General features: G+C 55.2%; 27 protein-coding genes. 14 read left to right on the plus strand and 13 right to left on the minus strand.

What is annotated here, in order from left to right; all coding sequences use genetic code 11:
• Nucleotides 1-27: 27 nt before the first annotated feature.
• The 7 genes from BK662_RS20055 to BK662_RS20085 form a co-directional block, all read right to left on the minus strand.
• A complete protein-coding gene (locus tag BK662_RS20055; protein ID WP_123359502.1) occupies nt 28-1,590 on the minus strand; it encodes a sugar ABC transporter ATP-binding protein in 1,563 nt (520 codons plus the stop codon).
• An 86-nt stretch (nt 1,591-1,676) separates the two neighbouring features.
• A complete protein-coding gene (locus BK662_RS20060; protein WP_123359503.1) occupies nt 1,677-2,630 on the minus strand; it encodes a substrate-binding domain-containing protein in 954 nt (317 codons plus the stop codon).
• Nucleotides 2,631-2,696: 66 nt separating this feature from the next.
• On the minus strand, nt 2,697-3,650 hold the full coding sequence (locus BK662_RS20065; RefSeq protein WP_123359504.1) for a sugar ABC transporter substrate-binding protein: 954 nt from the start codon (nt 3,648-3,650) through the stop codon (nt 2,697-2,699).
• Between the two features lie 86 nt (nt 3,651-3,736).
• Nucleotides 3,737-4,462 (minus strand): SDR family NAD(P)-dependent oxidoreductase, encoded by a 726-nt coding sequence (locus tag BK662_RS20070; protein WP_123359505.1) that lies wholly within the window; start codon nt 4,460-4,462, stop codon nt 3,737-3,739.
• Nucleotides 4,463-4,580: 118 nt separating this feature from the next.
• Nucleotides 4,581-5,894: a sugar MFS transporter gene (locus BK662_RS20075; RefSeq protein ID WP_259695944.1), complete on the minus strand. Its 1,314-nt coding sequence runs from the start codon at nt 5,892-5,894 to the stop codon at nt 4,581-4,583.
• 137 nt (nt 5,895-6,031) lie between these two features.
• On the minus strand, nt 6,032-7,033 hold the full coding sequence (iolG, locus tag BK662_RS20080) for an inositol 2-dehydrogenase (protein WP_123359506.1): 1,002 nt from the start codon (nt 7,031-7,033) through the stop codon (nt 6,032-6,034).
• Between the two features lie 92 nt (nt 7,034-7,125).
• Nucleotides 7,126-7,980 (minus strand): sugar phosphate isomerase/epimerase family protein, encoded by an 855-nt coding sequence (locus BK662_RS20085; RefSeq protein WP_063321102.1) that lies wholly within the window; start codon nt 7,978-7,980, stop codon nt 7,126-7,128.
• Between the two features lie 254 nt (nt 7,981-8,234).
• Between BK662_RS20085 and BK662_RS34925 the strand changes: the two genes are divergently transcribed.
• The 3 genes from BK662_RS34925 to BK662_RS20100 all read left to right on the plus strand — a co-directional run bounded on the left by BK662_RS34925 (nt 8,235) and on the right by BK662_RS20100 (nt 10,267).
• On the plus strand, nt 8,235-8,396 hold the full coding sequence (locus BK662_RS34925) for a hypothetical protein (protein ID WP_185047169.1): 162 nt from the start codon (nt 8,235-8,237) through the stop codon (nt 8,394-8,396).
• A 345-nt stretch (nt 8,397-8,741) separates the two neighbouring features.
• Complete coding sequence (locus tag BK662_RS20095; protein ID WP_123359508.1) at nt 8,742-9,125, plus strand: nuclear transport factor 2 family protein; 384 nt, start codon at nt 8,742-8,744, stop codon at nt 9,123-9,125.
• Nucleotides 9,126-9,202: 77 nt separating this feature from the next.
• On the plus strand, nt 9,203-10,267 hold the full coding sequence (locus BK662_RS20100) for a maleylacetate reductase (RefSeq protein ID WP_123359509.1): 1,065 nt from the start codon (nt 9,203-9,205) through the stop codon (nt 10,265-10,267).
• A gap of 54 nt (nt 10,268-10,321) precedes the next feature.
• Here BK662_RS20100 and BK662_RS20105 read toward each other — a convergent pair whose 3' ends face one another.
• Nucleotides 10,322-11,236, minus strand: a complete 915-nt coding sequence (locus tag BK662_RS20105; RefSeq protein ID WP_123359510.1) for a LysR family transcriptional regulator — start codon at nt 11,234-11,236, stop codon at nt 10,322-10,324.
• Between the two features lie 205 nt (nt 11,237-11,441).
• On the opposite strand from BK662_RS20105, the gene BK662_RS20110 reads away from it, so the two are divergent.
• The 4 genes from BK662_RS20110 (at nt 11,442) to BK662_RS20125 (ending at nt 14,764) form a co-directional block, all read left to right on the plus strand.
• Nucleotides 11,442-12,302 carry an intradiol ring-cleavage dioxygenase gene (locus BK662_RS20110; RefSeq protein WP_123359511.1) on the plus strand — a complete coding sequence of 287 codons (861 nt, stop codon included), beginning with the start codon at nt 11,442-11,444 and terminating at the stop codon, nt 12,300-12,302.
• A 79-nt stretch (nt 12,303-12,381) separates the two neighbouring features.
• On the plus strand, nt 12,382-12,687 hold the full coding sequence (locus BK662_RS20115; RefSeq protein WP_123359512.1) for a Dabb family protein: 306 nt from the start codon (nt 12,382-12,384) through the stop codon (nt 12,685-12,687).
• A gap of 84 nt (nt 12,688-12,771) precedes the next feature.
• Nucleotides 12,772-13,575 carry an SDR family NAD(P)-dependent oxidoreductase gene (locus BK662_RS20120; RefSeq protein ID WP_123359513.1) on the plus strand — a complete coding sequence of 268 codons (804 nt, stop codon included), beginning with the start codon at nt 12,772-12,774 and terminating at the stop codon, nt 13,573-13,575.
• Between the two features lie 100 nt (nt 13,576-13,675).
• On the plus strand, nt 13,676-14,764 hold the full coding sequence (locus tag BK662_RS20125; RefSeq protein ID WP_123359514.1) for a Gfo/Idh/MocA family protein: 1,089 nt from the start codon (nt 13,676-13,678) through the stop codon (nt 14,762-14,764).
• Between the two features lie 109 nt (nt 14,765-14,873).
• Here BK662_RS20125 and BK662_RS20130 read toward each other — a convergent pair whose 3' ends face one another.
• Entirely contained in the window at nt 14,874-15,788 is a 915-nt protein-coding gene (locus BK662_RS20130) for a LysR family transcriptional regulator (protein WP_123359515.1), read from the minus strand.
• A 106-nt stretch (nt 15,789-15,894) separates the two neighbouring features.
• On the opposite strand from BK662_RS20130, the gene BK662_RS20135 reads away from it, so the two are divergent.
• From BK662_RS20135 to BK662_RS20160, 6 genes are all read left to right on the plus strand, one after another.
• Nucleotides 15,895-16,752, plus strand: coding sequence for a sugar phosphate isomerase/epimerase family protein (locus BK662_RS20135; protein WP_123359516.1), 858 nt, complete (start codon nt 15,895-15,897; stop codon nt 16,750-16,752).
• A gap of 79 nt (nt 16,753-16,831) precedes the next feature.
• Complete coding sequence (locus BK662_RS20140) at nt 16,832-17,236, plus strand: nuclear transport factor 2 family protein (RefSeq protein WP_185047170.1); 405 nt, start codon at nt 16,832-16,834, stop codon at nt 17,234-17,236.
• Complete coding sequence (locus BK662_RS20145; protein ID WP_123359518.1) at nt 17,233-18,198, plus strand: LLM class oxidoreductase; 966 nt, start codon at nt 17,233-17,235, stop codon at nt 18,196-18,198. Before BK662_RS20140 ends, BK662_RS20145 begins: the two co-directional genes overlap by 4 nt.
• A gap of 25 nt (nt 18,199-18,223) precedes the next feature.
• Nucleotides 18,224-19,438, plus strand: coding sequence for a multidrug effflux MFS transporter (locus BK662_RS20150; protein ID WP_123359519.1), 1,215 nt, complete (start codon nt 18,224-18,226; stop codon nt 19,436-19,438).
• A gap of 34 nt (nt 19,439-19,472) precedes the next feature.
• On the plus strand, nt 19,473-20,033 hold the full coding sequence (locus BK662_RS20155; RefSeq protein ID WP_123359520.1) for an NADPH-dependent FMN reductase: 561 nt from the start codon (nt 19,473-19,475) through the stop codon (nt 20,031-20,033).
• 244 nt (nt 20,034-20,277) lie between these two features.
• Entirely contained in the window at nt 20,278-21,270 is a 993-nt protein-coding gene (locus BK662_RS20160) for an LLM class flavin-dependent oxidoreductase (protein ID WP_063321084.1), read from the plus strand.
• Nucleotides 21,271-21,359: 89 nt separating this feature from the next.
• Here the strand turns inward: BK662_RS20160 and BK662_RS20165 are convergent, their stop codons facing one another.
• Nucleotides 21,360-22,073: an NAD(P)H-dependent oxidoreductase gene (locus BK662_RS20165; RefSeq protein ID WP_123359521.1), complete on the minus strand. Its 714-nt coding sequence runs from the start codon at nt 22,071-22,073 to the stop codon at nt 21,360-21,362.
• A 31-nt stretch (nt 22,074-22,104) separates the two neighbouring features.
• Entirely contained in the window at nt 22,105-23,352 is a 1,248-nt protein-coding gene (locus BK662_RS20170; protein WP_123359522.1) for an acyl-CoA dehydrogenase family protein, read from the minus strand.
• Between the two features lie 128 nt (nt 23,353-23,480).
• Here BK662_RS20170 and BK662_RS20175 point away from each other — a divergent pair, with 128 nt between their 5' ends.
• The gene (locus BK662_RS20175; protein ID WP_123359523.1) at nt 23,481-24,473 is read left to right on the plus strand and encodes a GlxA family transcriptional regulator; all 993 of its coding nucleotides are present in this window, start codon (nt 23,481-23,483) and stop codon (nt 24,471-24,473) included.
• 202 nt (nt 24,474-24,675) lie between these two features.
• Here the strand turns inward: BK662_RS20175 and BK662_RS20180 are convergent, their stop codons facing one another.
• Nucleotides 24,676-25,539, minus strand: a complete 864-nt coding sequence (locus BK662_RS20180; RefSeq protein WP_123359524.1) for an enoyl-CoA hydratase/isomerase family protein — start codon at nt 25,537-25,539, stop codon at nt 24,676-24,678.
• A 26-nt stretch (nt 25,540-25,565) separates the two neighbouring features.
• Complete coding sequence (acuI, locus tag BK662_RS20185) at nt 25,566-26,552, minus strand: acrylyl-CoA reductase (NADPH) (RefSeq protein WP_123359928.1); 987 nt, start codon at nt 26,550-26,552, stop codon at nt 25,566-25,568.
• Between the last annotated feature and the right edge of the window lie 38 nt (nt 26,553-26,590).

A 26,590-nucleotide genomic window follows, 5' to 3' on the forward strand; every position in this document is an offset into this window, starting at 1 on the left:
TCGATAGACGATGCGGGTGCGACCCGTTCAGGCCACGCCTTGCTGCGAAAACGATGAACTCACTCCTTGAGCCATACGCGCCATGAGAAGCTCTTCAGTAGCCTCATCAGCGGAGACAATTCCGGTTATTTGTCCTTCACGGAACGTGACAATCCTGTCGCTGACCGCCATGACTTCAGGCAATTCGGAGGAAATGACGATTACGGCTATGCCGGCGCGGGCCATGTCGAACAGAAGTTGATGAACTTCCGCCTTGGCCCCTACATCGATGCCGCGCGTTGGCTCATCGACGATGAGCACCTTCGGCTTGAGGGCCATGCATCGGGCCAAGATCACTTTCTGCTGGTTGCCACCAGACAAGGTTCCAATGGCCACGCTGTCGTTAGGCATCTTGATGCGCAGTCGCTTCTGGTAGTCCTGGATGAGCTGGGTTTCAGCCCGGTCATCGATAAACATGCCCCAACGCTGCAATCCGCCCAGACTCGGCAAACTCATATTCCAACGGATTGAGTGGCTCAAAAAGCAGGCCTGTTGCTTCCTGTCCTCCGGAACAAGCGCAACGCCAGCGGCGATACCTTCTCTGGGAGATTTGAACGGAGAGACTTGGCGCCCATTGACGTAGATCATCCCTTCATCGCATCCGTCGGCACCGAAAATCACGCGAGCCAACTCAGTGCGGCCTGCCCCCACCAGCCCAGCGAAACCAACAATTTCCCCCGCCCGTACATCGACGGACATGTCAAGCAATGGCGTCGCATGAAGACTCCGTCCTCCACCAGCGGCTGTCCTGGAAACACTTTGCACCTTCAGCATCACCTCACCTGGTGCTCCCGTGAGCGGTTTGCGGACAAACTCCACGTCCCGGCCAACCATCAGTCGAACAATGTCATCAACACTAACGTCGCAAACGTCGCCAGAGGTGATGTAGGCTCCGTCGCGAAAAATGGTATAGCGATCACAACAAGCCTTCACTTCGTTGAGCTTGTGCGACACATAGATGATGCTGATCCCTTTAGCCTTCAAATCTGCAATGATTTCGTGCAGCTTGTCGACTTCACGGCCACTGAGCGCAGCAGTAGGTTCATCCATGATGATGAGCTTTGCATTCATGGTGAGCGCCTTGGCGATCTCGACCATTTGCTGCTCTGCCACGCTCAGCTTGCGAACCATCGTCCTTGGCGTAATGTGCAGACCAAGATCGTCCAGAACATGCTGCGCGTCACTGAACATCTGCTTCCAGTCAACGAAACCATGTCGTAGTGGTTCACGACCGAGGTACATATTTTCGGCGACTGACATGTCGGCGATAAGATTGAATTCCTGGTAGATCGTAATGATGCCTACCTCCTGGCGACGTATGGGGGTGTCATGCTCCCCAAGCACGTGACCATTGAATTCAAGTGAGCCTTGACCAGCATCCGCAGGCTGAGCCCCGGCCAGGATCTTTAGAATGGTGGACTTGCCAGCCCCGTTTTCACCCAGCAAAGCATGGGCTTCACCTTTCCCGACTTCGAGCTGTACGCCGTTGAGCGCGACGACACCCGGAAAGGTTTTCTTGATATTGCGAACTTGCAGCAGCCTATCGTTCATCTCGATGCCTCCCAGCTCTGGATTCGCTAGACACGGGAGGAAGCATTGCTCCCTCCCCCATCACCTTCAAAAGGTGAACCCATGGATTACTTGATAGCGCTGAACTGCTCGGCCTGATCAAGGTTTTCCCGAGTAACCATGAATGGCGTAATCGTCACTGACTCAATCTTGGTGCCGTTTCTGATGTTGTCCACAGCCAGACGCAGAGCAGTGCGAATCTGCTTGCTTGGACTCTGCTCGACGATGCCTGTAATCTCACCGGCCTTGATGCTTTTGAGCACTTCGGGATAGGCGTCATAGCCAATAATCCTTATCTTGTCGCTCAGCCCGATACCTCGCACGGCTTCGACTGCTCCAAGCGTCATATCGCCGGTGGAGCAGATGATCACATCAGGTGGGTTACCCGCCGAAGCGGTGAGAATGTTCTCTACCACCGACATCGCCTTGGCCCGATCAGCCTCCCCGGATTGTTCAGCGACGAGCTTGAACTTGCTGCCGGCTGCGCTCAGTGATTGATGCACGCCCTTGGCCCGATCCATCGCAGTCGTGGAACCGATCTGACCGGTGATGAGCACCACATTGGCGCCTGTCGGCAGGTTCTTTACTACCCAGTCGCCCATAAGCCGACCACCTGCCACGTTGTCTGCTGTGACGAATGGCACCGGTGAAGAAGTTCCCTCCACGCGGCGGTCAACTGCAATTACCGGCACCTTCTCGTCCAATACATCGTTGATCGCAGGCGCGAGCGCCGTGACATCGTTAGGCGTCAATACAACTGCGGCCACGCCTTGTGTCAGCGAATTTTCGATATCTGAACTCTGTTTGGAGGATGAAGCCTGGGCATCCTGGACAAGCAGCTTGACATCCAATGTTTTAGCCTCTTGAACAACCTGCTCGTGCATGAAGATGAAGAAGGGAATTGAAAGAGTCTGGAAGCTGACCGCAATCTTTTCGCCAGCGGCAAACGTGGATACGTTCGACATCAGCAGGACAGCGGCCACTGCGGTAGTTAGCACTCGACGTTTATTGTTCGTTTTCATTCTCGAATTCCTCAAATTGCATAGGTACATAAAGCATTCGGATTGACTGGGCGTAGAACAGCCCGGCTATTGAATGGCGCTGTATTGCTCTGCCTGACTCAGGTTTTCCTGGGTGACCATGAATGGCTGAACGATGACCGTTTCGAGTTCACCTTCGCCACGTACTTTCTTCACCGCCATCTGAAGGGCCGTTCTGATTTGTTTGCTCGGGCTTTGCTCCACGATACCGGCGATATCTCCGTCTCGAATGGCTCGCAGCACCTCTGGGTAGGCGTCAAATCCGATAACTTTGACCTTGCCTTTCAGCCCCATGGCCCTCACGGCTTCCGCAGCGCCCAGAGCCATGTCGCCGCTCGCACAGATAATTGCATCGGGAGGGTTTGCACTCAGCGAAGTCAGGATGTTTTCTGCCACCGACATGGCCTTGGCACGCTCCCACTCCCCTGACTGCTCAGCCACGAGTTGGAATTTTCCCCCGCCAGCTTTGAGTCCGTCGTGGACGCCTTTAGCGCGGTCAATGGCTGTCGACGAGCCTGGGGTACCGCCGATGAACGCTACACGAGCACCGTTTTTCACGTTGGATGTGACCAACTCGGCCATAAGTCGGCCACCTGCGACACTGTCCGCAGTGACGTAGGGCACTGGGGTATCGGTTCCTTCGACACGGCGGTCGACTGTCACCAAGGGTACTTTTTCAGATAGCACTTCGTTCAAGGCAGGTGCCAAGGCGGTCACATCATTGGGTGCGACGACCATTGCATCAACACCTTGCGTCAAGGCGTTTTCGACATCAGAGGACTGCTTAGTGGAAGAGGACTGAGCATCCTGCACAAGCAGTTCTACATTGAGAACCTTGGCTTCCTGCGAGGCCTGTTCATGCATGTAGATAAAGTAGGGAATGGATAACGTTTGGAAATTGATGAGAATCTTCTCACCGGCTGCGAATGCTGGTGATAGCTGGAACGTCAAACCTGCTGCCAAAACAACACTGCACAACAAACCACCTTTCTGCGCTTTCATTATTTTTGTTCTCCTCAGAGGGGTATCAAAACTACAACACGGGGTTGCCAGCGCTGCGATGCAAGCTCGGTGCGCGAACAGAGCACTTAGGGGGACGTGTAACCTCCGTCGACTACGAGTTCTGCCCCAGTGATGAAACTCGCTTCATCACTGGCAAGAAACAAAGCCGCGTAGGCAATTTCTTTAGGATCCGCAGCACGTTTCATAGGTGTCGCTGCGACTACGGCTGCCGTGATATCAGCGGCTTGTCGATCAATCATTGGTGTTTCGACCAGCCCCGGATGCAGCGAGTTGACGCGAATACCATTGGCCACGTAGGACAGAGCAGCGTTCTTGCTCATCATGCGTACAGCTGCTTTGCTAGCCTGGTACGCCGACACACCACTGGCACCGACGATGCCCCAGATCGAAGACACGTTAACGATGGAGCCCGCGTGCTGACGCTTCATGACAGGAATGACGGTTCTCATCCCGTAGAACACGCCGTTCTGATTAATATCAATGACCCGGTTCCAGTCATCGAGGGTGATCTCATCGATGGGAAGGTAGGAACCTACCAAGCCCGCATTATTCACGAGTACATCAACCTTGCCGTATTCACGCATTACCTCGTTAACGAGAAGTTCCCAGTCCTCCAGTTTTGAAACATCCAGATGTCTGGCAACGACGCTATCGTTCTTGTAAGGCTCAGGTTGGTGCACATCGCCAACAATGACGGTGGCTCCTTCTTCGGCGAAAAGCTCGGCGATCGCACGTCCAATCCCCATCCCACCGCCAGTCACCAATGCCACTTTGTTATGTAGTCGCTTCATATTGATTTTCCTGATCTGAAACTTGCCGATCACCAGTTATCAAGAATTTCGGGCAAGCCGAATCCGTTGCAGCAGGCCTTGCCATGCAGGGCCTACCACACGTCGCTCGAAATTTGAGTTAGTGAGCTTTAATAGTCGCCGTCACGGACGGCTGGCTCAGCCCATACCATGCGATGGCAGCGAAACATGCCAGCGGTATATAAAACGCCGCAGCAATGCCGAAGTGATCGGCGAGTGCTCCCATCAGCAATGGAACGAACGCCCCCCCGACGAGTGTCATCACCAGGCATGAACCGGCTTTCTTGGTTTGCGTGCCGAGTCCACGAATGCCCATCGCGAAAATCGTTGGGTACATCACCGACATGAACAGATAGATGGCGGCAACCGCGAAGATTGAGATCCGCTCAAATCCGGCGATGGCAATGATGCACAGCACCATGCTCACCAGGCTGTTGAGAATCAACAATGAACGTGCAGGAACGTAGCGCATTACCCATGTACCGGCGAATCGACCGACCATGTAGGCAAGCATCCCGAGCGAAAGGAGGTAGGAGGCTTTCTGAGCAGAAATCCCTTGCCAGTGATCTATCGCGTAGTTGATGAAGAACGCACCAATACCGACGTAAGCACCGACGTTACAGAACTGAGCGACGAGCGCGCCGGTGAAGTTGCTCTTCTTCCAGAGGCTTACTTCCCCCGCACTTGGCAACAGCACGTCAGAGGATTTTTCGTTGCGAATTTCAGGAAGTTGAATTCGAGCAAAGGCGACGAACATCAACATCACAATGATGGCCAACGCCGCATACGTCACCGAAACCAGATCGACGCGGCTGCCGTTGAATTCGATGGGCGGGGCGAAGAAAATCGCGCCACCAATGACCGGCCCGATGAACGCCCCCAGACCGTTGAAAGACTGAGCAAACGTCAGACGTTGTTCCGATTTTGCAGGATCGCCCAAGGCAGCTGCATATAGGTTTGCGGCGGTTTCCAGACATCCCAAGCCGCAGGCCAGGACAAACAACGCAACCAAAAATGGCATAAATGTTCCGACCATCGAAGCCGGAATGAACAGCAGCGCTCCGATGGCGAATAATGCGAGCCCTGCCAGAATCCCAGCCTTGTAACCAAAGCGCTCCATGAACAGACCGACTGGCAAGGCAATGATGAAATACGCCCCGAAGTAGGCCGTTTGAACCAGTCCTGACTGCCCGCGAGAGATATGAAGGGTGTCCTGGAAGTGCTTGTTCAGCACATCGAGAAGTCCATGGGATAGGCCCCACATGAAAAACAGACTTGTCACGAAAATAAATGCCAGCCGGGTCGAGGAGAGCTTTTCGTGATTATGAGTAAGCCCGCTCAGGGCTCTTGTATTTGTGTTCATGACCGGTACCTTTATTTTTGTGTTAACCGTCATCAGTGCACGCCAGGCCATGTTCAAGTCCTGGGCCAGGGCCGAATGCCAGCCCCTGCAACTATGTTTTGCTACGTCAACTTCAAACATCCTTTTCGGTTCTGGTGCTCCGTAAGGCGGAGCCCCTAGCAAGAGCTGGGGCTCACGACTTGGATAAATTAACGGTCGCCTACCCTTACAATCTTGCCCGTCTCAGCCGACTCACTCGCGCAGTTCGCCAAGCGAAGCGCCCGCAGGCCATCACGTGGTGTTGCTAGCATCGGGCTGTTATTCTCAACCGCATCCAGGAAGCTGTTGAGCTCGATCTTGTACGAGTCGGCGTGACGCTCCAGGAAGAAGTTGAGAAGAGGATCCGCCACGTCAGTTGCCTCCGCGCCATAACGACGGACACTGTTCGTACGATGGTTCTCGTTCAACAGCATGCCCTTGGAACCGGAAACCTCCAGGCGCTGATCAAAGCCATATACAGCCTCACGGCAACAGTTGATGTGGCATTGGCGACCAGAAGCAGTACGCATGAGCACCATGACACTGTCGTAGTCCGGAATCGATTCGAGCGTCGGATCCACCAGTCGACTACCCACCGCAAAAACCTCGACTGGCTCCTCGCCAAGCAGACTCCGAGCCATGTCGAAGTCGTGAATAGTCATGTCACGGAATATGCCCCCAGACGTTTCCAGGTAGGCCCTTGCGGCCAGCGCTGGATCACGACTGGTGATAATGACTTGTCGAACCACCCCGATTTCACCATCGTCGATCGCCCGACGCAGGCGCAGGTAGTCGGGGTCGAATCGGCGGTTGAATGCCAGCATCACACGGCCATTCAGGCGTTCAAGCTCATCGACAGCAGCCTTCGCGCGCTCGTAATCCATATCAATTGGCTTTTCGCAGATAACTGGCTTGCCCAGCCTCACCGCCTGTAGCATCAGTTCGATATGAAACTCAGTGGGAGTGCCGATAAAAACAGCATCGACGTCAGTACGCTCAATGGCCGAAGCATAGTCGTAGGCTGCCTCGCAACCCAGTTGCATAGCCAGCGCATTGACCCCCTCCTTCCACGGGTCAGCTACCACAACCAGTTTGGTACGAGGATTTGTAGCGACGTTAGCGGCGTGGATTTTTCCGATACGCCCAGCACCCAATACGGCAATACGCAACATGATAGTTCTTCCCTTGACAGCCTAGCTGCCTATTATTTTTAGGCGGGGCGCGGAGATCTTTCCCCGCGCAAAAACATGCGGATCTCTTAGCGTTACTTGAATTGAGACATGGTGGTTTCGAAGGTTCGCTGAGCCATCTCTTGCAGAGGCAGCTTGCGCACGACTTCCGACAGCACTTCCACACCCCATGGACCGGCGTACCCGGTAGCCTGAATAGCCTTAATAAAGCCAGGCACATCGAGCACACCTTCGCCCGGCAGACGACGGCGATGGATAGTGTCTTGCCACAGCGGCTCAACGGCGTATTTATCAGCGTCGTCCAACTCGACAGAGCCAATGAATTTTCCTGGGATACGAGCAATCTCACTGAAGTCGACGCCACCACGCGCCAAGTGCCAAATGTCCAGCAGCAGCTTGCCGTTGTCGTGGTTCGCGCCCTGAACCAGAGCCAGCGCAGTATCGATCGTACGCACGTTACTAAACGGCATTATTTCCAGGACGATGTCGGTACCGTAGGTCGCGGCTTCAGCGCTCAGGTTTCCAAAGTGCTCAACCATCAAAGGGATATTCGCTTCTTCCTGGTGTAGGCCTGGGGCGGTCTTGACCGCACGAGCACCCAGCTCCTGGGCTGCGTTGAAAAGCTCTGCACGCATCTTATTGGAGGCGCGGCGAGCCTCACCATCCAGGTACCAGTCGGTCAGGAACTCAAACTCAATGTGCTTAATTCCATTCGCTTCGAGGATGTGGCGCATCTCGCGGAAACCGATGCGATCAACTGTCGACATCAGGTCAACGTGAATCAGGCCCACACCCTTGTAACCAGCCTGAGCCGCTGCCTCTACACGATCCCGGAACGCGAATGGGCTGATTTCGGTTGGGCCGAACGGGTAGACGTCACCCGACAGGGTGAAGTAGGCGGCCAACAATTCGACGTTTTGATTGCTCATGTGTAACTCCTGAGATGCAGTTGCAAAGGTTGAGGCGTGCGAGCCCTGCTAGATCCAGGACAAGCTGTAAAAGGGAAACGCGTTTCCAGTTATGGCACTTCAATGCCAATCGGATACTGGAGAGGCGCTCGCGGATGCGATCTTCCGCTAAGCGGGCTCGACGCATCCCGGGAAAAACCCGAGGGATATCCCGACTTATGCCAAGGGAAAAGACTGATATTGAATAGAGGTTGCGCTGCTTCGACCGACTTAGCGTGAGCCGTCCACGCGGCGTGATGCATATTGCAGACAAGCATCAGCAACGCGTTCGCGGTGGCGATGAAGATTTGGAGGAAGGCAAGGAGCAAGTACATAGCTATGTCTCCGTTCTTGTTTTAGTGCAGCTTGAGGAGCTGTCGTTATGGGAACGATCTTAGGCATGCGTTTTAGGAAGAAAAATACCAGAAAGTGAAATCTCTTTTTCACTCAGTGGAAGAATCCAAGCCATAGAAGGGCCTGATGGACCGTTGCTCATCTTTGGGGGGGCAGAGTTGGGCCGACCTCGGGCGCTTCTATTCCATCAGGAATCAGAATGGGATGGCTCGAAGGATATTATTCCACCTATGAAATAAAGATTTCCAAAAGTGAGGTTTTATAAGCCCATTCGTAATTATAGGCTGGACCCGTTCGGAAGCTGGGAATAACAGCTTCAGGTGGCTAAAAGAAAAGGGCATGCCTCGACACTCGCTCACATGCCCACGAGAGACCCCAAGAGGCCTAGCATGAAGAACCATAACGCAGTGGAAGAATTGATTCGCGAGCTTGAAAGCAAACGCTACGAAGCGATCGTCGCTGGCGATTTCAATGCCTTCAAAACTTACGCGCATCCTGATCTGAGCTATGCCCACTCCACTGGAGTCGTCGATACGCTTGAGAGCTACCTCGACAAGTGCCTGGGTGGATTTTATGTCTATCACCATGTCGAACATCCGATCGAGTCCATCAAGGTCGTTGGGGACATTGCGCTCGTCTTCGGCGAGATGAACGGTGAGATCACGGCAGGCGGCGTCCAGAAGACGCTGCGTAATAAAGCCCTGGCCGTCTGGGAGCAGCGCGACGGCGAGTGGAAGCTTCTCGCTTATCAGCCGACGCCCATTCCAACATAAACGCGCACCGCCAGAGCGGATCTCTACTGCCCGAGAGATTGCCGCGCCAACTCTCAACGATAGGAACACCTGACAAAATGAAAAACTTTACTTACACCGGCCTGCCAGCTCGCGTGATCTTTGGCAAAGGATCCCTTCAACAGCTGGAGGCAGAGATTGACCGCCTCGAATCCCGACGCGCCCTTGTGCTGTGCACACCAGAGCAACGTGATCAGGCTGAGCGAATCGCCGACATCCTGGGCAAACGTGCTGCCGGGATCTTCGATAAAGCAGTTATGCATGTCCCAATCGAGACCGCTCGTGAAGCGCGAGAAGTTGCGAAAGAACTGGGGGCTGATTGCGCCATTGCCATTGGCGGCGGTTCCACTACCGGTCTGGGAAAGGCAATCGCGCTGGAATCAGGCCTACCAATCCTGGCGATCCCCACAACGTACGCCGGGTCGGAAATGACGCCCGTGTATGGCCTGACCGAAAACGGCATCAAGAAAACTGGCAAAGACCCACGAGTGTTGCCGAAAACCGTGATCTATGACCCAGAGCTTTCGGCCACCCTCCCCCTGGGCATGTCGATCATGAGCGGCATGAACGCTATCGCTCACGCTGCAGAAGGCCTTTATTCCCAAGATGGAAACCCTGTGATGTCGCTGATTGCAGAAGAAGGCATTCGTGCGATGGCCGAGGGACTGGAGCGCATCAACCAGACGCCTGACGATCTGGATGCCCGCAGCGATTGTCTCTATGGCGCCTGGTTGTGCAGCACCGTGCTCGGCCATGTAGGCATGGCCCTGCATCACAAGCTGTGTCACACGCTGGGTGGCAGCTTCAACCTCCCTCACGCCCAGACACACACTATCGTGCTGCCCCACGCTATCGCCTACAACGCCAGCGCTGCTCCGGACGCAGCCGCGCGCATCGTTCGAGCCCTGGGCGGGAAACATGATTCAGCCGGTGGCGCCTTATTCGATCTCGCGCAAAAACTCGGTGCACCCATGAAGCTGAGCGAGCTGGGGCTGACCGAGGCGGATCTTGATCGCGCGACAGACATTGCCCTCAGCAATCCTTATTGGAACCCGCGACCGATCGAGCGCGAGGGGATTCGCCAATTGCTGCAAGATGCATATGAAGGAAAACGTCCTGCTTAGATAACTATTGCCTCACCCACTCGGTGACCGTGAAGGAAGTCGAGTGGGCTTTTTTCATCGAGTCCAGTAACGCTCGTAGTCGCTGCGCTTGAAGTGATCGAGCAGGAAGTCGATGAAAAGGCGAGTCTTTGCGGGCATGTGACGTCGGTCCTGAAACGCCAGATTGATGGTCAATCGAGGCAGATCCCAATCATCCATCACGGGTATCAGTCTACCGGCTACCAGGTCGTCATAGATGATGTACTTGGGCTGTACCAGTATCCCTGCCCCCGCCAGTGCTGCTGCCCTGACGATCTGACCGTCGTTCGTCTCCAGGGCCGGTTGCACCTTGATGCTTTCATGCACCCCATCCCGAGTGAACTCCATCGTGTTGGGATGGTTCGCAAGGCTATAGATCAGCACATCATGCTCGGCCAAATCCTGCACGGTCCTGGGGATCCCCTTGCGCTGGAGGTATTTGGGCGAAGCTGCGAGTACACGCCTCGTCTCGGCCAGCCGACGGACAGTAATGTTCGAATCGGCTTCGTATTCACGCGTTCGAACCGCTAAATCAATCTCGCTGTCGATGATGTCGTAGTACCGGTTGGCGCCGATGATCTTGACCTTGATTCCGGGGTAGCGGCGCTGAAACTCGGGCACGATGGGTGCGATATGCAACATGCAAAAAGAGATGGTGGCGCTGATCGTCAGAGTGCCCGTTGGCTCAATCAGAGCGGCACTGACCGTGGCCTCTGCATCCGCTAGCTCAGCGAGTAGGCTTTTGCATTTGGCATAAAAATCATGCCCTGAGTTGGTAAGTGATAAACGGCGCGTACTCCGCTCCACCAGTCGAACTCCGAGCCGTGTTTCGAGCGCGGCGAGGTGACGACTTGCAGCGGCATTGGAAATTTCCAGCTTCTCAGCCGCGCGACTCAGCGTTCCCAGTTCAGCCGTGTATACGAAAAGCTCGAGCTCAGTAAATCGATCCATCCTTAGGCATCCACACGAAAAAGGGGAAGATTATTTCTGTGGTGAAAGAAAGATTTTCATTTTTAGTATTTTATTCCACCGTCTGTGACTTTAGCGTATCGCTATAGTTTCGGGAACAGGCATCTGCCAGCCAACAGCTGATGTTCCCCAGGGAGTAGGTCACCTCAGGTCTCTCCTGACTCAAATAAAAAAAGGATGCATCTCCATGCGAAACCTAGATGAGCAGACGATCACACAAGCTGTCCTCACTCGAAATGCAGGGACCGAAAATCAGCGCCTACATGAGATCGTGACTTCACTCGTTCAGCACCTCCACGCATTTGCGCGGGAGACTAATTTGACCGAGGAGGAATGGGAAAAGGGAATCGAGTTTCTGACCGCAATCGGTCATATCACGACCGACAAACGACAGGAATTCATCCTCCTGTCCGATACGCTGGGCCTGTCGACGTTGGTTATCGCCCAGAATCACAAGAAGCCGGAAGGCTGCACTGAAGCCACGGTTTTCGGCCCCTTCCATGTCGCCAACGCCCCTCGTTACGACTTGGGCGAAGACATAAGTGGTGGGCTTCCAGGCTCGCCATGGTTTGTGAAGGGCGCCGTCACGGCCAAAGATGGCACCCCCATCCCACATGCGACCATCGAAGTCTGGCAAGCCGACGACGCCGGCTTTTACGACGTTCAGAAGCCAGATATGGGGGACTACCACGGACGGGCGATTATCCAGGCCGACGCCAATGGGCATTACCACTTCCGCACGATTGTCCCTGAGTGCTACCCCATTCCCTATGACGGCCCGGTTGGCAAGATGCTGGAGGCGTTAAATCGGCATCCATGGCGCCCTGCCCACCTGCATTTCATGATCACTGCCCCTGGATATCAGCGTCTAGTCACCCACGTGTTCCGAGAGGGTGGCGACTATCTGGATTCGGATGCGGTATTCGGTGTCCGTTCGTCCTTGATTGCAGACTGGGTTCGCCATGAGAGTGGAATCGATCCGTACGGTAACTCGATCGACTCGCTTTATTACACCCTGGATTTTGACTTCATCCTGCACAACGCTTAGCGCACATACATTTCTTGTCTACCAGGCTTGCAGTGTGCAGGCCATAGCCAGTACTCGCACACTTACCTCGGAGAGGACTATGCGACCCGTCAAACACATCGTCATGTGGAACCTGCTTGGCGAAACTGAGCATGAGCGCTCAGCCAATATAGAAAAGCTCAAAAGTGCTTTCGAAGGTCTTCGCAGCGTAATTCCTGGCCTTCTCAAGCTAGAGATCGGCGTCGACTTCAGCAAGATCGATTATGCCTGCGACGTGGTGCTGTATTCGGAATTCGATTCCATGGAAGCGCTGCAGGGTTATGCCACGCACCCTGCTCATTTACGAGTTCGCGAAGAACTCGGAAACGTTCGCACCGCCAGGCACCAGGTTGACTACTTCATGTAATAAACACCTGTTCTAACTGAACTTCGAATCAATAAGAAACGAGCACCACGTGCTTCAACAGCTCAAAAAAAGAAGGTATCAGATATGAAAACTAACCTTGCCGGCAAGATCGTGCTCATCACCGGCGCAGCGAAAGGTATCGGTCGCGCCACAGCGCTGGCGTTTGCAGGCGAAGGCAGCCAGCTCGCGTTGTTGGACTGGGATGAAGGAGCCCTCGCAGAACTGAAGCACGAGGCTGAGGCTCTGGGCGCCACCGTGGCTGTCAGTAAAGCTGACCTCAGCAGTTTGAGCGGTATGAACGATGGCATCGATAGCGTTCTGGCCATCTACGGCGGCAAGGTTGATGTGCTCGTCAACAACGTTGGCTCTGGCGCCGTGCGGATGTTCGACGACCTGACTGACGAAGACTGGGAAGCAACCATGCAGCTCAATTTTATGAGCTACGTACGTGCTTGTCGCAAAATCCTGCCGGTGATGCGCGCTCAACAAAGCGGCGTCATTATCAACAACGCCTCCGACCTTGCCCGACAGCCAGAACCCTGCCCGCTTGACTACTCCGCCTCTAAAGCAGCTGTTCTCGCCGTAACCAAAGGCTTGGCCCGCAGTGAAGGCCCGCACATCCGTGTCAACGCCGTTGCGCCGGGCCCTATCTGGACGCCTTTCTGGACCAAGTCGGGCGGCTTCGCTGAGACCATGGCCAAAGTCCACGGGATGGAACCTCAAGCCGCAGTGGAGCATGAGATGTCGCTACGCCAACTCCCTCTTGATCGCCTTGGCACTCCGGAAGAGGTGGCTAACGTCATTGTCTTCATGGCGTCTGATCTTGCGTCCTTTGTGACCTCCAGTGTTTGGGGTGTCGACGGTGGCAGCATCCGCTCGGTGATATGACCGCCCACCAACTTTGGCACGCGCGCCCGGGGAGCAAGACTCCTGGAAGCCTCTGCCATACGTGGCATCCGTACTGACCACAAAAACAAAAGGATAGATGATGGCTACCAAGATCGAGAATCAAACCAAGCTGGGTGTGGCGTGCCTGGGAATCACCCACCCTCACACGTCAGGGCGTGTAAAGGCCTTCCAGCGTCTCCCGGGCGTAGAGTTTTTCGGGGCTTACGACGACAGTCCGCTGCTTGAACCTTTTGCCGACGCGCTGGGCCTTCAGGCGCGCAGCAAAGACGACATTCTAAGCGACCCCAACGTACACATCGTCCTGGTGCATCCCAAAAGTTATTTGATGGCTGACTGGGCCATCGAGGCATTGGAAGCAGGTAAGGCGGTGCTGTGTGAGAAACCTGCAGGTCGCCACTCGACCGATACCTTGCGCATCGTGGAAGCGGTTGAGCGCACAGGCAACCTATTCCAGGTTGGTTACTGCTGGAGGTTCTCGCCGGCAGTGGAAAAAATGCAGCAAGTGCTCCAAAGCGGAGAGATCGGCAAGGTACTTCAGGTGCGGGCTCATGCAGGTTGCTCGCACGACGAGGCCGACACCAACCACATGAAACAGCCAGGCGACCTGGGTGGCGCCTTCTACGTAATTGGCTGCCACACAATTGACCGGATCTTGCTGCACTTTGGTATGCCTAAATTCGTGAACGCCAGGATCACCAAGTTTGCAGGTCAAATGAGTAACTCTGCGCGCGAAGACGCCGCCGTCGCGATACTGAATTACGATGACAAAGTCGTCACCATCGACTTCATGTCATGGGATCCCATGCCCTGGACGGAAAGCTGGGACGTGACAGCCTACGGTACGCACGGTGTGATGCACTCCACCCCAATGCCCGCCTCTTACAAGCTGTATCACGATGGAAAGATTGGTCACTCGCAAGGCTGGACGCATTGGAACGAAACGAGTTTCCCCGAAGTATGGGCTGTGCGAAAAACCGTGTATTCACCTGAGATCGCTGAAATTGGCAACCCGGTTTATTTTGATCGAGAAGCTGCCGCCTTCGTTAAATCGCTTACTGAAGGCTTGCCATCTCAAGTTCCCGCAACTCAGGCACACAATATCAACCTGATCCTCGAGGCGCTTTTCAAATCGTCAGAACTTCTCGGGCAGGAAGTAACCTTGGTCTGAAGTTATTTTTGCTGCCCAGACCCAGCCTGGGCAGCGGAATACTCCCCATGACCGATAAACGCCACTGGGGCTTTCCTGCTGGCGCGCATTCGAGATCGCAAAACGCTATTCAATCCAGCGCCCCACGCTCTGCCCGCAGTACGAGTTCATCCACGACACGCCGAACCTTCGGTAGCAGGTGACGTGTTTGGGGCCATACCGCATGGATCTCCACGTCACCTGGATTGTATTTTTCAAGAACCTGAACGAGCCGCCCCGCCTCAAGATGATCTCGAACTAAAGAGCTCGGCATCTGGCAAATACCCTGCCCAGCCACCGTCATGGAAACGATGGCATCGCCATCTCCAACTTCATGAGTTCCGGGGGGAGTGATGCGTGTGAGTTCTCCGTCCCCATCCAGGACGCTCCAACTTACCCGCTGCCCACGTCGGTAATTCACGATGCAACTGTGGTTCTGCAGCTCCTCCAGAGATTCAGGGCAGCCGTGCTTAGCGAGATACTTGGGTGAGGCACATATAAGCTGCTTCTGCACGGTAAGTCGACGAGCTACAAGGCCGCTGGAATCCTTCAATGTCCCAAAGCGGATACTGAGATCGATCCCCTCTTCGATCAGGTCAATGACGGCGTCGGTGAAGGTTACCGTCAACTTGAGGTCAGGATTTGCATCCAAGATTTCCAGCAACACCGGCAGCACAACGCTCCGGCCATAAGCGGCAGGCAGATCAACCCTCAGGCGTCCACTGGGCGTTTGTTGGTGGCTGGTCAATGATGCCTCGGCAGCGAGGATTTCATCTACTGCAGCCGAGCAGCTTGCGAAGTAGGCCTCGCCATCTACGGTCAAGCCCGAGCTCCGTGTTGTTCGATGAAAGAGTTTGCATCCGAGCCTTTCTTCGAGCTTCGCAATGCTTTTCCCCACCGCTGACTTGGTAATGCCAAGCCGATCAGCAGCCACTGTAAAGCTTCCAGCCCGTGCCGCTGTCACGAAGATCAGCACACCACTTAACGCCTGTTCAACCTGCGCCATTGTCCACCTTTACTCCACTCTGAAAGGAGTCTAATGAGGTTTATCGCAACAACGCTCTACCCTAGTCTGTTCTCAAGTTGATTCCAACCCTAATGAGGACAGAGAAATGAATACTCAAAACATTGAGCTGCTTGCTGCGTATTGGACTATTGCAGGTGACATCTTTCCGATGGGCCCGACCGAGGTCAGCCCGTACTCGTTCGAGGATCGGATGGAAGCTGCCGGCAACGCGGGCTTTAAAGGCATCGGCCTGGTTCACAACGGCATGATGGATACCGTCGACAAGATTGGATATCCCGCCATGAAAGCCATTCTCGAAAAGAACGGTATCAAGCATGTCGAGCTGGAATTCCTGGTGGACTGGTATCACACCGGCGAACGTCGTCGTCAGTCGGACAAGGTTCGTCAGGAACTGCTCGAAGCAGCCAAAGCCTTGGGCGCTCGCTCCATCAAGATCGGCCCTGGCATCGGTGAGGACACTGCGGACATCGACCTGATGGTCAAAGAGTTCACCCTGCTCAGCCAACAGGCTGCAGAAGTCGGTGCCAACGTCGTTCTGGAAATCATGCCTTTCAGCAACGTGCGCACGATTGAAACCGCTTTGGCCATCGTGGAAGGTGCCAACCAGCCAAACGGCGGCCTGCTGCTCGACATCTGGCACCTGCAGCGTGGTGGAATCGACTTCAACGATATCTCCAAGATTCCGGCTCGCTTCATCAAGTCGATCGAGCTCAACGATGCACACAAGTACGCCATTGAGCCACTGTGGATGGACACCATCCACAAACGCGTCCTGCCGGGCGACGGCACCTTCGACGTCCCAGCATTCATCAAGGCTGTTCAGGCTGCTGGCTATGACGGCCCGTGGGGCCTAGAAGTGTTGTCCGACACCCACCGCAAGCTCCCTCTGGAGCAGATGGCCAATCGCGCCTACGAAATGACCATCAGCCAATTCGGCAAGTAACTCACTCGTCACACCTGCTTTCAGCTCCCCACGCGGAGCTGAAAGCATTCCCCCTTTTCTAAATCGGAGCCGGGACACTGTGAGCACTGAAAAAACAATCGAAGTCATCCGCACCCTTTTTGCAAAAATCTCGTCCGGACAAAGTCCGGAAGCCATTGCGGAGTGCTTTAGCCAAGATGTGGACTGGAGCATTCCTGGAGCCTCTGACATCGCACCTTGGGTTGGCGAGCGCAAAGGCCGCGCTGCAGTGGCTGCGTTCTATCGCGACTTTGGAACCTACCTGCAACCCAAAGAATTCAACATCAAGTCGCAAATGGCCGATTATGAACGTGGTGTCGCGCTGGGTTCACTGCAGTGCCAAGTAATTCGTACTGGCAAAACCATCACCAGCGAGTTCGCGATCGAATTTGAAGTCATCAACGAGCTGATCACGCGCTACCGCTTCTTCGAAGACTCCTACGGCGTTGCAGTGGCTGCCCAATGAGTTTTGGCGTCGACCTGAATCACCACACTGGATTCGAGCGCGCCTTTCAGCAAGGGCGCCTCACCCTCGGCTTCATCATGGCCATCGAGTCCTACAAGGGCGCAGTACCGACGCTGGCCAATCACGCAGAACTCGCCTGCCGGGCTGAGCAACTTGGCTTTGCAGCACTCTGGGCTCGCGATGTTCCGCTGTTCGACCCCAATTTTGGCGACGTCGGCCAGGTGTTCGACCCTTTCGTTTACTTGGGATACCTAGCCGCCAAGACCGAATGCATAGCGCTGGGGACATCCAGCACGGTGCTGCCGTTGCGCCATCCGATTCACTTGGCGAAAGCCGCTGCATCTGTCGATCAGTTATCCGGAGGACGACTACTGCTGGGCGTAGCATCCGGTGATCGCCCTATCGAGTACCCTGCTTTTGATATTGATTTCGAGACGCGAGGACAAAGGTTTCAAGACACCTTCCACGCGTTGCGCCAACTGACAGAAGAAACGTTCCCGAAGGTGGGTGCCAAGGGCCTGATCAGCATGAATGGGCAAACGGATCTTCTGCCCAAACCAGTGCATAGCCGCATACCGAAGCTGGTGACAGGCACGAGCCGACAATCACTGCCATGGATCGCGGAACACGCTGACGGATGGCTCTACTACATCCTTGATCACCAAACGCTTCGCACTGCAGCCAAGGACTGGCAAACGCTTGTTGCTGAGTATTGCCCTGGCAAATTCAAGCCTCTGCTTCAGGGTATGAATTTCGACCTGGCAGCGAACCCGAATGAGATGCCCCAGAAGATTCACTCAGGCTATCGGATGGGCCGAAATGCGCTGATTCAGTTCCTGCAAGAGGATGAGCGTATCGGCGTTTCGCATATGGCGTTAAACCTCAAATATGGCTCAAGACCGGCAGATGAGGTCATGGAAGAGCTCGCCGAATTTGTCCTTCCACATTTCCCTAGCCACTAGGCTTCAAGCCTACGAGTACTGATTGATGTCCGTGTCACGCCCTCTGTGGCTTTACATTTTATTGTTGGGTGCCGTCACAGCGCTCCCACCACTCTCAATCGATATGGGATTGCCGGCCATTGCCGACATCAGTCACGCGCTTGGTGTCTCTCTAGCGTTCGCCTCTCAAACCCTGAGCGTGTTTATCTTCGGATTCGTGCTGGGGCCATTGTTGTTTGGGCCACTGTCCGACCGGATCGGTCGACGCCCTATCCTTCTTGCCGGCTTAGGGGTGTTCACCATCGCAGGCATTGCCTGCACCTTTGCCCAGGACATCAACCTATTGCTCAGTGCGCGCTTCCTACAAGGATGCGCAGCCGGAGCTGCCGCAACACTACCCATCGCCATTGTCCGAGACCAATTTGAGGGTGTTCAAGCGCGCAAGCTGCAAAGCCATCTGGCACTGGTCAACAACCTTGCGCCGCTGATAGCACCACTACTCGGCTCAGCGATTCTGGTGGTGGGTAACTGGCGGTGGATCTATGCCGCGCTGGCGGTATGTGGTGTGATTCTCTGGCTCCGTGCCCAAACGAGTTTTGATGAAACCGCTACGCGCAAAAGCTCCAATGCCGCCGCTTCACTCCTCACTTCCTACCTGAGCGTTCTGAAGAGCAGGAGGTTCTTGGTTTCGACCTTAATCATGGCTTTCAACTTCGCAGGTATGTTCGCCTATATCGCAGCCTCGCCCTTGGTGTTCATGAACAACCTGGGCATGACCAGCGCTGGCTTTGCTGTGCTATTTGCCCTGACAGCCATGGGCACAATCGCAGGCTCTTGGGTCAATGGGAGGTTGATACACGCAGGCTTTGCAGAGCACCGGGTGCTTGGCGGGGCCTTGCTCGCCAGCTTGCTGATCAGCCTGGGATTGGTGGTCGAGTCCCAACTGGCCATTTACCCGATTTACATCCTTACTGCGCTGGTTGTCATGAGCAACTTGTGTACCGGCATTGTCATGCCAAACGCCACTCACTCGGCGCTTGAGGATCTATCTACAACTGCCGGGGCGGGTGCAGCTCTGCTACGTGCCACTCAAATGCTTGGCGGGGCCTGTGCAAGCCTGCTGGCCGGCGCGTTCTATGACGGCCAAACATCTCATGCCATGGCGGGTGTGATGCTCGCGTGTGCGGTGTTGGGTGCCCTGACTTTCTTGATCGGCCACCGCTCAATCATGCCACACCCAGTCGGAGAACAAGCCGGCTGACTCTTTCTTCATCCCCACTTATAAGGACTTCAAGATGCAACCACTGCGATTTGTCGTACTCCTCGGTAGCCTGAGGAAAGCCTCGTTTAATGCCACACTGGCACGCTCGCTACCGTCCCTGGCGCCTGAAGGCGTTTCGATTGAGTTTCTGGAATCTGTGGGGGACATCCCGCATTACGATGCGGATGTTCAAGCCGAAGGTTTTCCGGAGTCAGTAGTGAAGATGGGCAAGGCCATCAAACAGGCCGATGCTGTCATCATCGTTTCTCCCGAATACAACTATTCAGTGCCTGGCGTACTGAAGAATGCCTTGGACTGGATCTCGCGTCTCCCCGACACTCCATTTGCCGGGAAGCCCGTTGCGATTCAAACAGGGTCACCTGGCCTGATCGGCGGGGCCCGCGCGCAGTATCACCTGCGGCAGATCCTAGTGTTTTTTGATGCACTCGTGCTCAACAAACCTGAGGTGATGGTGGGCCAGATCCCCAGCAAGGTCGACCAGGAAAAAGACGCGATCAGCGACGCCGCGACCCGTGACTTCGTTGCTAATCAGCTGGCTGCCCTGAGCAAAATGGCTGCGCTGCACAAGGCATGAGGCCTGCCAAAGGTGTGGCGACTAAGTCGTCACACCTTCTTTCTGAATTATAGAAAGCATTGTGGAGCAACACCGACACGAGTAAACCCAGAGCTACTTTCCATTTGGGTAAAGTAGCCAGGGTTTACTCATCATCCTAAAGCCAATGTAGCGCTTTACTCAACTCTGAAACGAGTTGCATGGCGTTTATAAACATTCGTTCAACTGAAACACTGGGTAACATGTTTTTTAGGAGCGTGAACCCATGACTGCACTGTCTATCCTTGACCTCATCCCCATCAACGTCGGCAGCACCCTGGCTCAAACCTATGAGAACTCAGTAAAGCTTGCTCAGCATGCCGAGGCATGCGGATACCGGCGGTACTGGCTCGCCGAACACCACAACATGCCAGGCATCGGTTCCTCGGCAACCACACTGCTAATGAGCCATCTCGCCGCCAACACCAACTCAATCCGCATCGGTTCTGGGGGAATCATGCTGCCGAATCATTCGCCGCTCACAGTGGCTGAACAGTTCGGTACCTTGGAAACACTTTATCCTGGTCGCATCGACCTCGGGCTCGGCAGGGCGCCAGGCGCAGATGGCGTAACCATGCGAGCCTTGCGGCGATCCACTGAAACCAGCGCTGACCAATTCCCACGTGACGTCGTCGAGATTCTCGACTACTTCGAAGACAACGGTCGCCAGCCTGTGCGCGCGGTCCCTGGCGCCGGGCAAGACATTCCTGTCTGGATTCTTGGTTCCAGTACCTATGGGGCAAGCCTAGCCGCACACCTGGGATTGCCCTATGCCTTCGCCTCCCACTTTGCTCCGAGGTTGATCAAGGAAGCTCTGCAAGTTTATCGCTCGCAATTCCAGCCATCCCACTACCTGGACAAGCCCTACGTGATGGCCGGGATCAACGTCTTTGCTGCCGAAACGCGCGCTGAAGCGGAATTCATCGCCAGCTCCCATCGGAAGTGGGTCGCAGGCGTCCACACGGGGGACATCACCCTCTTGCCGGCGCCTGTTGAAGACTATATGCAGGGCATTGCGCCGAGTCTTCGAGCAAGTCTTGACCGTGAACTCGCCTTCACAGCAATCGGTACGCAGGAGGACGTGCGCTCGACGATGATGGAATTCATCGAATTCACAGGTGCTGATGAACTCATGGTCGACGCCCGAATATTCGACCCAGCAGCGCGGCGTAAATCCTATGAGATTGCTGCTCAAGCGCTCGCTGATCAGCTCGCTTAAGGGACGAGCCGAGCGGCGATGAGCCGCTCGCTTGTTGGCTACATGGAGTACCGATGGTGAGAAAACTATGTAGGCAAACGTGGTGTCTGCTAGGGATTCGGAGCGGAAATCGGGTGCAATTTCTCATCGAACTCATCAAGTGAGACGAATGAAAGCCCTTGCAGTGTGTCCAGCGAACGCAGGTGCTGTCGATACATTGCTAACTGAGTGACACGTGCTTCCTGGGAAATGTACGGCACGTGATAGGCAACAAAGGTCGGAAGCACAGTCATCCCGGTATAGGCCAACGTTCCACGCAGGATAGGACGGAGCATATCGTTGAGTTCACCGTGCACGCCGCCGCTCACCAACATGTGTGGTTGACCGCCGACAGTAATGGCGAGCATGGCCTTCTTGCCAGCCAGGCCTCCCAGGTCGTAAAAGCGCTTTCCGCCATAGCAGACGCCAGAAACCAATACTCGGTCTATCCAGCCTTTCATGATCGCCGGCATCGAGAACCAATAGATTGGGAAGTTGAAGATCACCAGATCGGCCTTCAGTAACTTGTCCAGCTCCGCCTGGATATCCGGCGCCAGTGTGCGTAGCGAGCAATTGTGACGCTGTTCCAAGGCATACGTCAGGTACTCTGAATTTACGCGGCTGCCAAAGTCAGCCGCGCTGGCGATCGGATTCCAGCTCATGGCATACAGGTCAGACACTTCGACAGAGTGCCCTTGCCCCCGCAGTTCTTCGACCGCCAGATCTTTCATGGCCGCATTGAACGATTGCGGCTCGTTGTGCGCGTGGATAATGAGGATGTGCATTGGACAGCTCTCCATTGGGTTGGCCATCCAATCAGCCGGTGATGTCTTTACCGAAGATGGCACGTGCAATGACTAGCTTCTGAATCTCATTGGTTCCCTCATAGATTTCGGCGATCTTGCAGTCGCGATAGATCTCTTCGACACGGTAGTGCGAACCATCCGCCGCGAGCTCGCGCATAAAGCCGTAGCCACCAAAGATCTGTACCGCGTCGCGGGCGAATTCACCGGCAAGGTTGGTGCCGTACCATTTGGCCATCGCGGCCTCGGGCTCCGGAAAAGCGAGCCCTTCGTCCATGCGCAACGCCGCCTTGAGATACAGGTTGCGGGCGTTCTCGATTTCAGTGGCGCGCTCGGCCATCTTGAACTGCCAGTGTTGGAACTGCGCAATGGCTTTGCCAAAAGCCCGGCGCGTCTTGAGCCGCGCGATACTGTGATCAAACAATGCCTGAGCCATGCCGGTCCCGCTGGCGGCAATCCCGATGCGCCCGAACGTCAGTGTTTGCAACGCTATCTTGAGACCATCACCGGGCTGGCCAACGACGTTCGTCATGGGCACTTTGACGCTATCGAAATAGATATCCGCCGTCAGTTGACCATGGTTGCCCATTTTCTTGTCGGGTTCGCCAACACGAACACCTGGCCAATTCAACTCGACCACCAACTCGGTCATGCGCGCGCCATCGACACAGAGCAGTACAACAAAGTCGGCAACTGGGGCGTTGGAAATGAAACGCTTGCGGCCGTTGACGATGTAGCCATCTTCGGTGCGCGTAGCGTGGGTGCCCATGGCTTCAACGCTCAAGTCGGTACTGGCATCCGGCTCGGTAGTTGCGAAGCTCCCGATCTTGTCGCCGCTGAGCAAAGGCCTGAGATAGCGTTGCTTGATCGAGTCCGCCCCGTGGTTCAGCGCATTACCCGCGAGAATGCAATGCACGTCCACGATGGCGGCCACCGAGTTCGAATGGTAAGCCAACTCCTCGATCATCACGGCAGTGGCCGTGGTGGGGTATTTGAGCCCTCGCCCACCCGCATCGGCGGTAAAGGGAATGCCAAATAAACCGGCCTTGGCCATTTTGGCGAACAAGTCACGCGGGAACGCTGCAACGGACTCCTCTGTGTGGCCAATGGCGTAGGCCACCGGGGCGACATGTTCGTCGGCGAAGCGACGAATCTCCTGGCGGATAGCGAGGATTTCCTGCGGGGTATCCAGGTCGTGATACAGGCGATCCTGGTGACGCGCAACAGTCGCATTGACCGAAGTATTGGCAAGATGGGTCATGGTTATCTCTTCTGTAGCCTGGGGAAGCAACGTGGTGTGAACGGTATGGAAACTGATGGAATGACGTAATAGGCAAAAACGACGGTAAATATGCGAATATCGCCATCCATGCCAAAAAAGGTTCCGCCATGACCACCGTTGCGATTCTGGGTTTTGACGACTCCTATGCCTCCGTTGTGGGAGGTTTTGCTGACATGCTTCAGGTTGCCAACGCGCACATGTCAAAACAGGGGATGCCACCGTCAGGTCTGTTTGAATGGCATTTCATATCGCAGAACGGGCTGCCTGTGCGCGCGAGCAATGGCCTCGAACTCGGCATGCGGGCGCTGCCGAAGAACCAGCATTACGATTTGGTCTTTATTCCCAGCCTGCATTATCGCGGCTGGCAGCATTTCCAGGGTTTCCTGGAAAAACAGGGAGCTGTGCGTGACTGGCTGGTTAGCCAATGGCGAAATGGTGCATGGCTCTGTGCCAATTGCACGGGTACCTTCCTGCTTGCTGAGACGGGTTTGCTCGACAACAAAGTGGCGACGACCACTTGGTGGCTGGAGGGGCATTTCCGCAGCAGATTCCCGAAGGTTGATCTGCAAATGCGTCCAGTGGTGACTGAATCTGAACGTCTGGTATGCGGTGGCGCACATGCCACATTTTTGTTGCAAGCGGTTCACGTGCTTAACAAATTCGCGGGAGAGGCCATCGCCAGACAATGCGCCCGCAGCATGCTGATCGATTTGACCCAAACGACGCAGACACCTTTCCAGCCGCTTATCGCCGACAAGACCCACAATGATCCCTTGATTCAACGCGCGCAAAAGTGGCTTCAGGATCACTTGGCGGACCAGGTGCGCATGACAGACCTGGCGCAGAAGTTGGCCGTGAGCGAACGTACATTGATACGCCGCTTCAATAAGGTGCTTGAACAGTCACCGCTCACCTATCTGCAGAACCTACGCGTTGATACGGCGCGAGCTTTACTGGAGGCTGGCGACCTGAGTACCGAGCGAATCGCTCACTATGTCGGCTACAGTGATATCAGCTCGTTTTCACGCCTGTTCCGTGAGCGCGTTGGGTTCACGCCAGGCGCTTATCGAGCCAGGTTTCAGTTACCCATGGAAGACTGACCAAGCACTGTCGCAAAGTGAAGGCCATCGCGACCACTGTGCTGAGCCGCACCGGGTTGCCGACGTAGCTCCCAGACTCTGATCCGACAGCGGTTGGGCGTCGCAGCTTCGGCGACCCTGAGAGTCTTTGAAAAAGACTAACCGTGCCCCTCCGGTCAATGCTCTCGTTCGCCACCTTCGACCCGAATCTTTAATAAAGTCGCTAAGGTCGCAATAACAAGCTTCGCCAGATAAAAGGTGGTTGATTTGTGAGACCTATGTAATACCCCAGGCGCGACTCCACCTTCTCGATCCCTTTTTCAGCAATATGCATCCGAAGCAGAGGTAGTCGCGCCTGGTCCACCGCCCACGTCAACGACTCAACGTACTCACCATGAGCCATCAAGAGATCCGCATCCGGCGGCAGTGTTACTCTGTTGACTTGGGCTTTGGCAGCCGCCAGTGCTGATTTGTCGAATAACGCAAGTCGGGACACCATGCCCTCCACAAATCGGTCCAATTCCTCGTCAGGGATAGGTCGCGTCACCCATCCATAGCGTTCTGCCAGATCAGCGTCATAGTCATCGCTGCTTAATATCGCTTCGAGCCCGCGATCACGTCCGATGAGACGTGGAAGGCGCTCACTGCACCCGCCGCTCGGCAGAATTCCGATACCGACCTCGGGTTGGCCGAACACTGCATGCTCCCGGCTGGCGTAACGTAGATCGCACGCCAACGCCAATTCGTTCCCGCCGCCTCTCGTCCGCCCACGGATTGAAGCAATGCTGATGAACGGAGCTTTGGAAAGCCTCACGACGAGATCGATCCACGTCGGCATCCCTTCCACACCTGCCAGCATCGGAAATTTTCCGGCTTCATCAAGATCAAAATGGTTGAAGAAGTAGCCAAAGACGGTGCTGCTGAAAATGACCACTTGAACATTCTCGTCCTCACTCAGTTCCTTTACGACTTCATGCAGGCGATTGACGGTCTCGGGCACGATCAAATTAGTCGGTGGATTCGAGAACTTGATCTTGCAGACTTTCGGTGAAAGTCGCGCAATGCTGATCGTACTTGGTTGCGTCATTTCGCATTCCTTGATGGAGCTCATGGTCACGCGTTGACGTCGACCACTACGCGTCCCTGGACTTTGCCTTCGAACATTCGGCCGATCACCGCGGGCACCTCTGCGAGACCAACCACCTGCGTCGTGCGCGCGAGTTTGCTCAGATTGAGATCGCTCGCCAGGCGCGTCCAGGCCTGGAGTCGGGACTCGTACGGGGCATTGACGGAGTCGATGCCAGCGAGGGTTATATTGCGCAGGATGAAGGGCAGCACCGACCCTGGAAGATCCATACCCTGAGCCAGACCACAGGCCGTCACCACACCGCGATACTGGGTCTGCGCCAATACGTTCGCTAGCGTATGACTGCCGACCGAGTCCACAACGCCAGCCCATTTTTCAGTCGCTATCGGTGCTCCTTGGGCAGACAGCGTTCGGCGATCGATGATCTGCGCCGCACCTAAACGGGTCAGATAATCTTGCTCCTCAACACGCCCGGTCGACGCGACCACGCGATAGCCGAGATCGGAGAGAATCGCAATCGCGATCGAGCCGACTCCGCCATTGGCGCCAGTGACGAGGACGTCACCGCGAGCCGGTGTGAGACCGCCATGCTCCAGCGCCAGTACCGACAGCATCGCCGTATACCCTGCCGTGCCGATAGCCATTGCGTCCTTGGTCGAGAAGACGTCCGGAAGCTTGACCAGCCACTCGCCTTTTACGCGTGCCTTCTGAGAAAATCCGCCATGATGGGTCTGGCTCAGCCCCCAACCATTGGCGACTACGCGGTCCCCCACGGCGATGCCGGGATAGGCAGAGGTTTCGACGGTGCCGGCAAAATCGATGCCGGCAATCAATGGAAACTGCTTGATGACGTCGGCGTACCCACTAAGGGCTAGAGCGTCCTTGTAGTTCACGGTCGAATAGTCGATTTTTACGGTAACGTCTCCTGGCATAAGATCTTGCTCATGCGCGTCAACTACGCTGGCCGAAATCCTGTCACCAGTCTTTGTTGCGAGCAGTGCTTTGAACGTCATCATCGTCTCCTCAATGACCATGCTGGTCGAAATCAACT

The sequence above is a fragment of the Pseudomonas frederiksbergensis genome (assembly GCF_003732275.1).
GTDB classification, from domain to species: domain Bacteria; phylum Pseudomonadota; class Gammaproteobacteria; order Pseudomonadales; family Pseudomonadaceae; genus Aquipseudomonas; species Aquipseudomonas frederiksbergensis_H.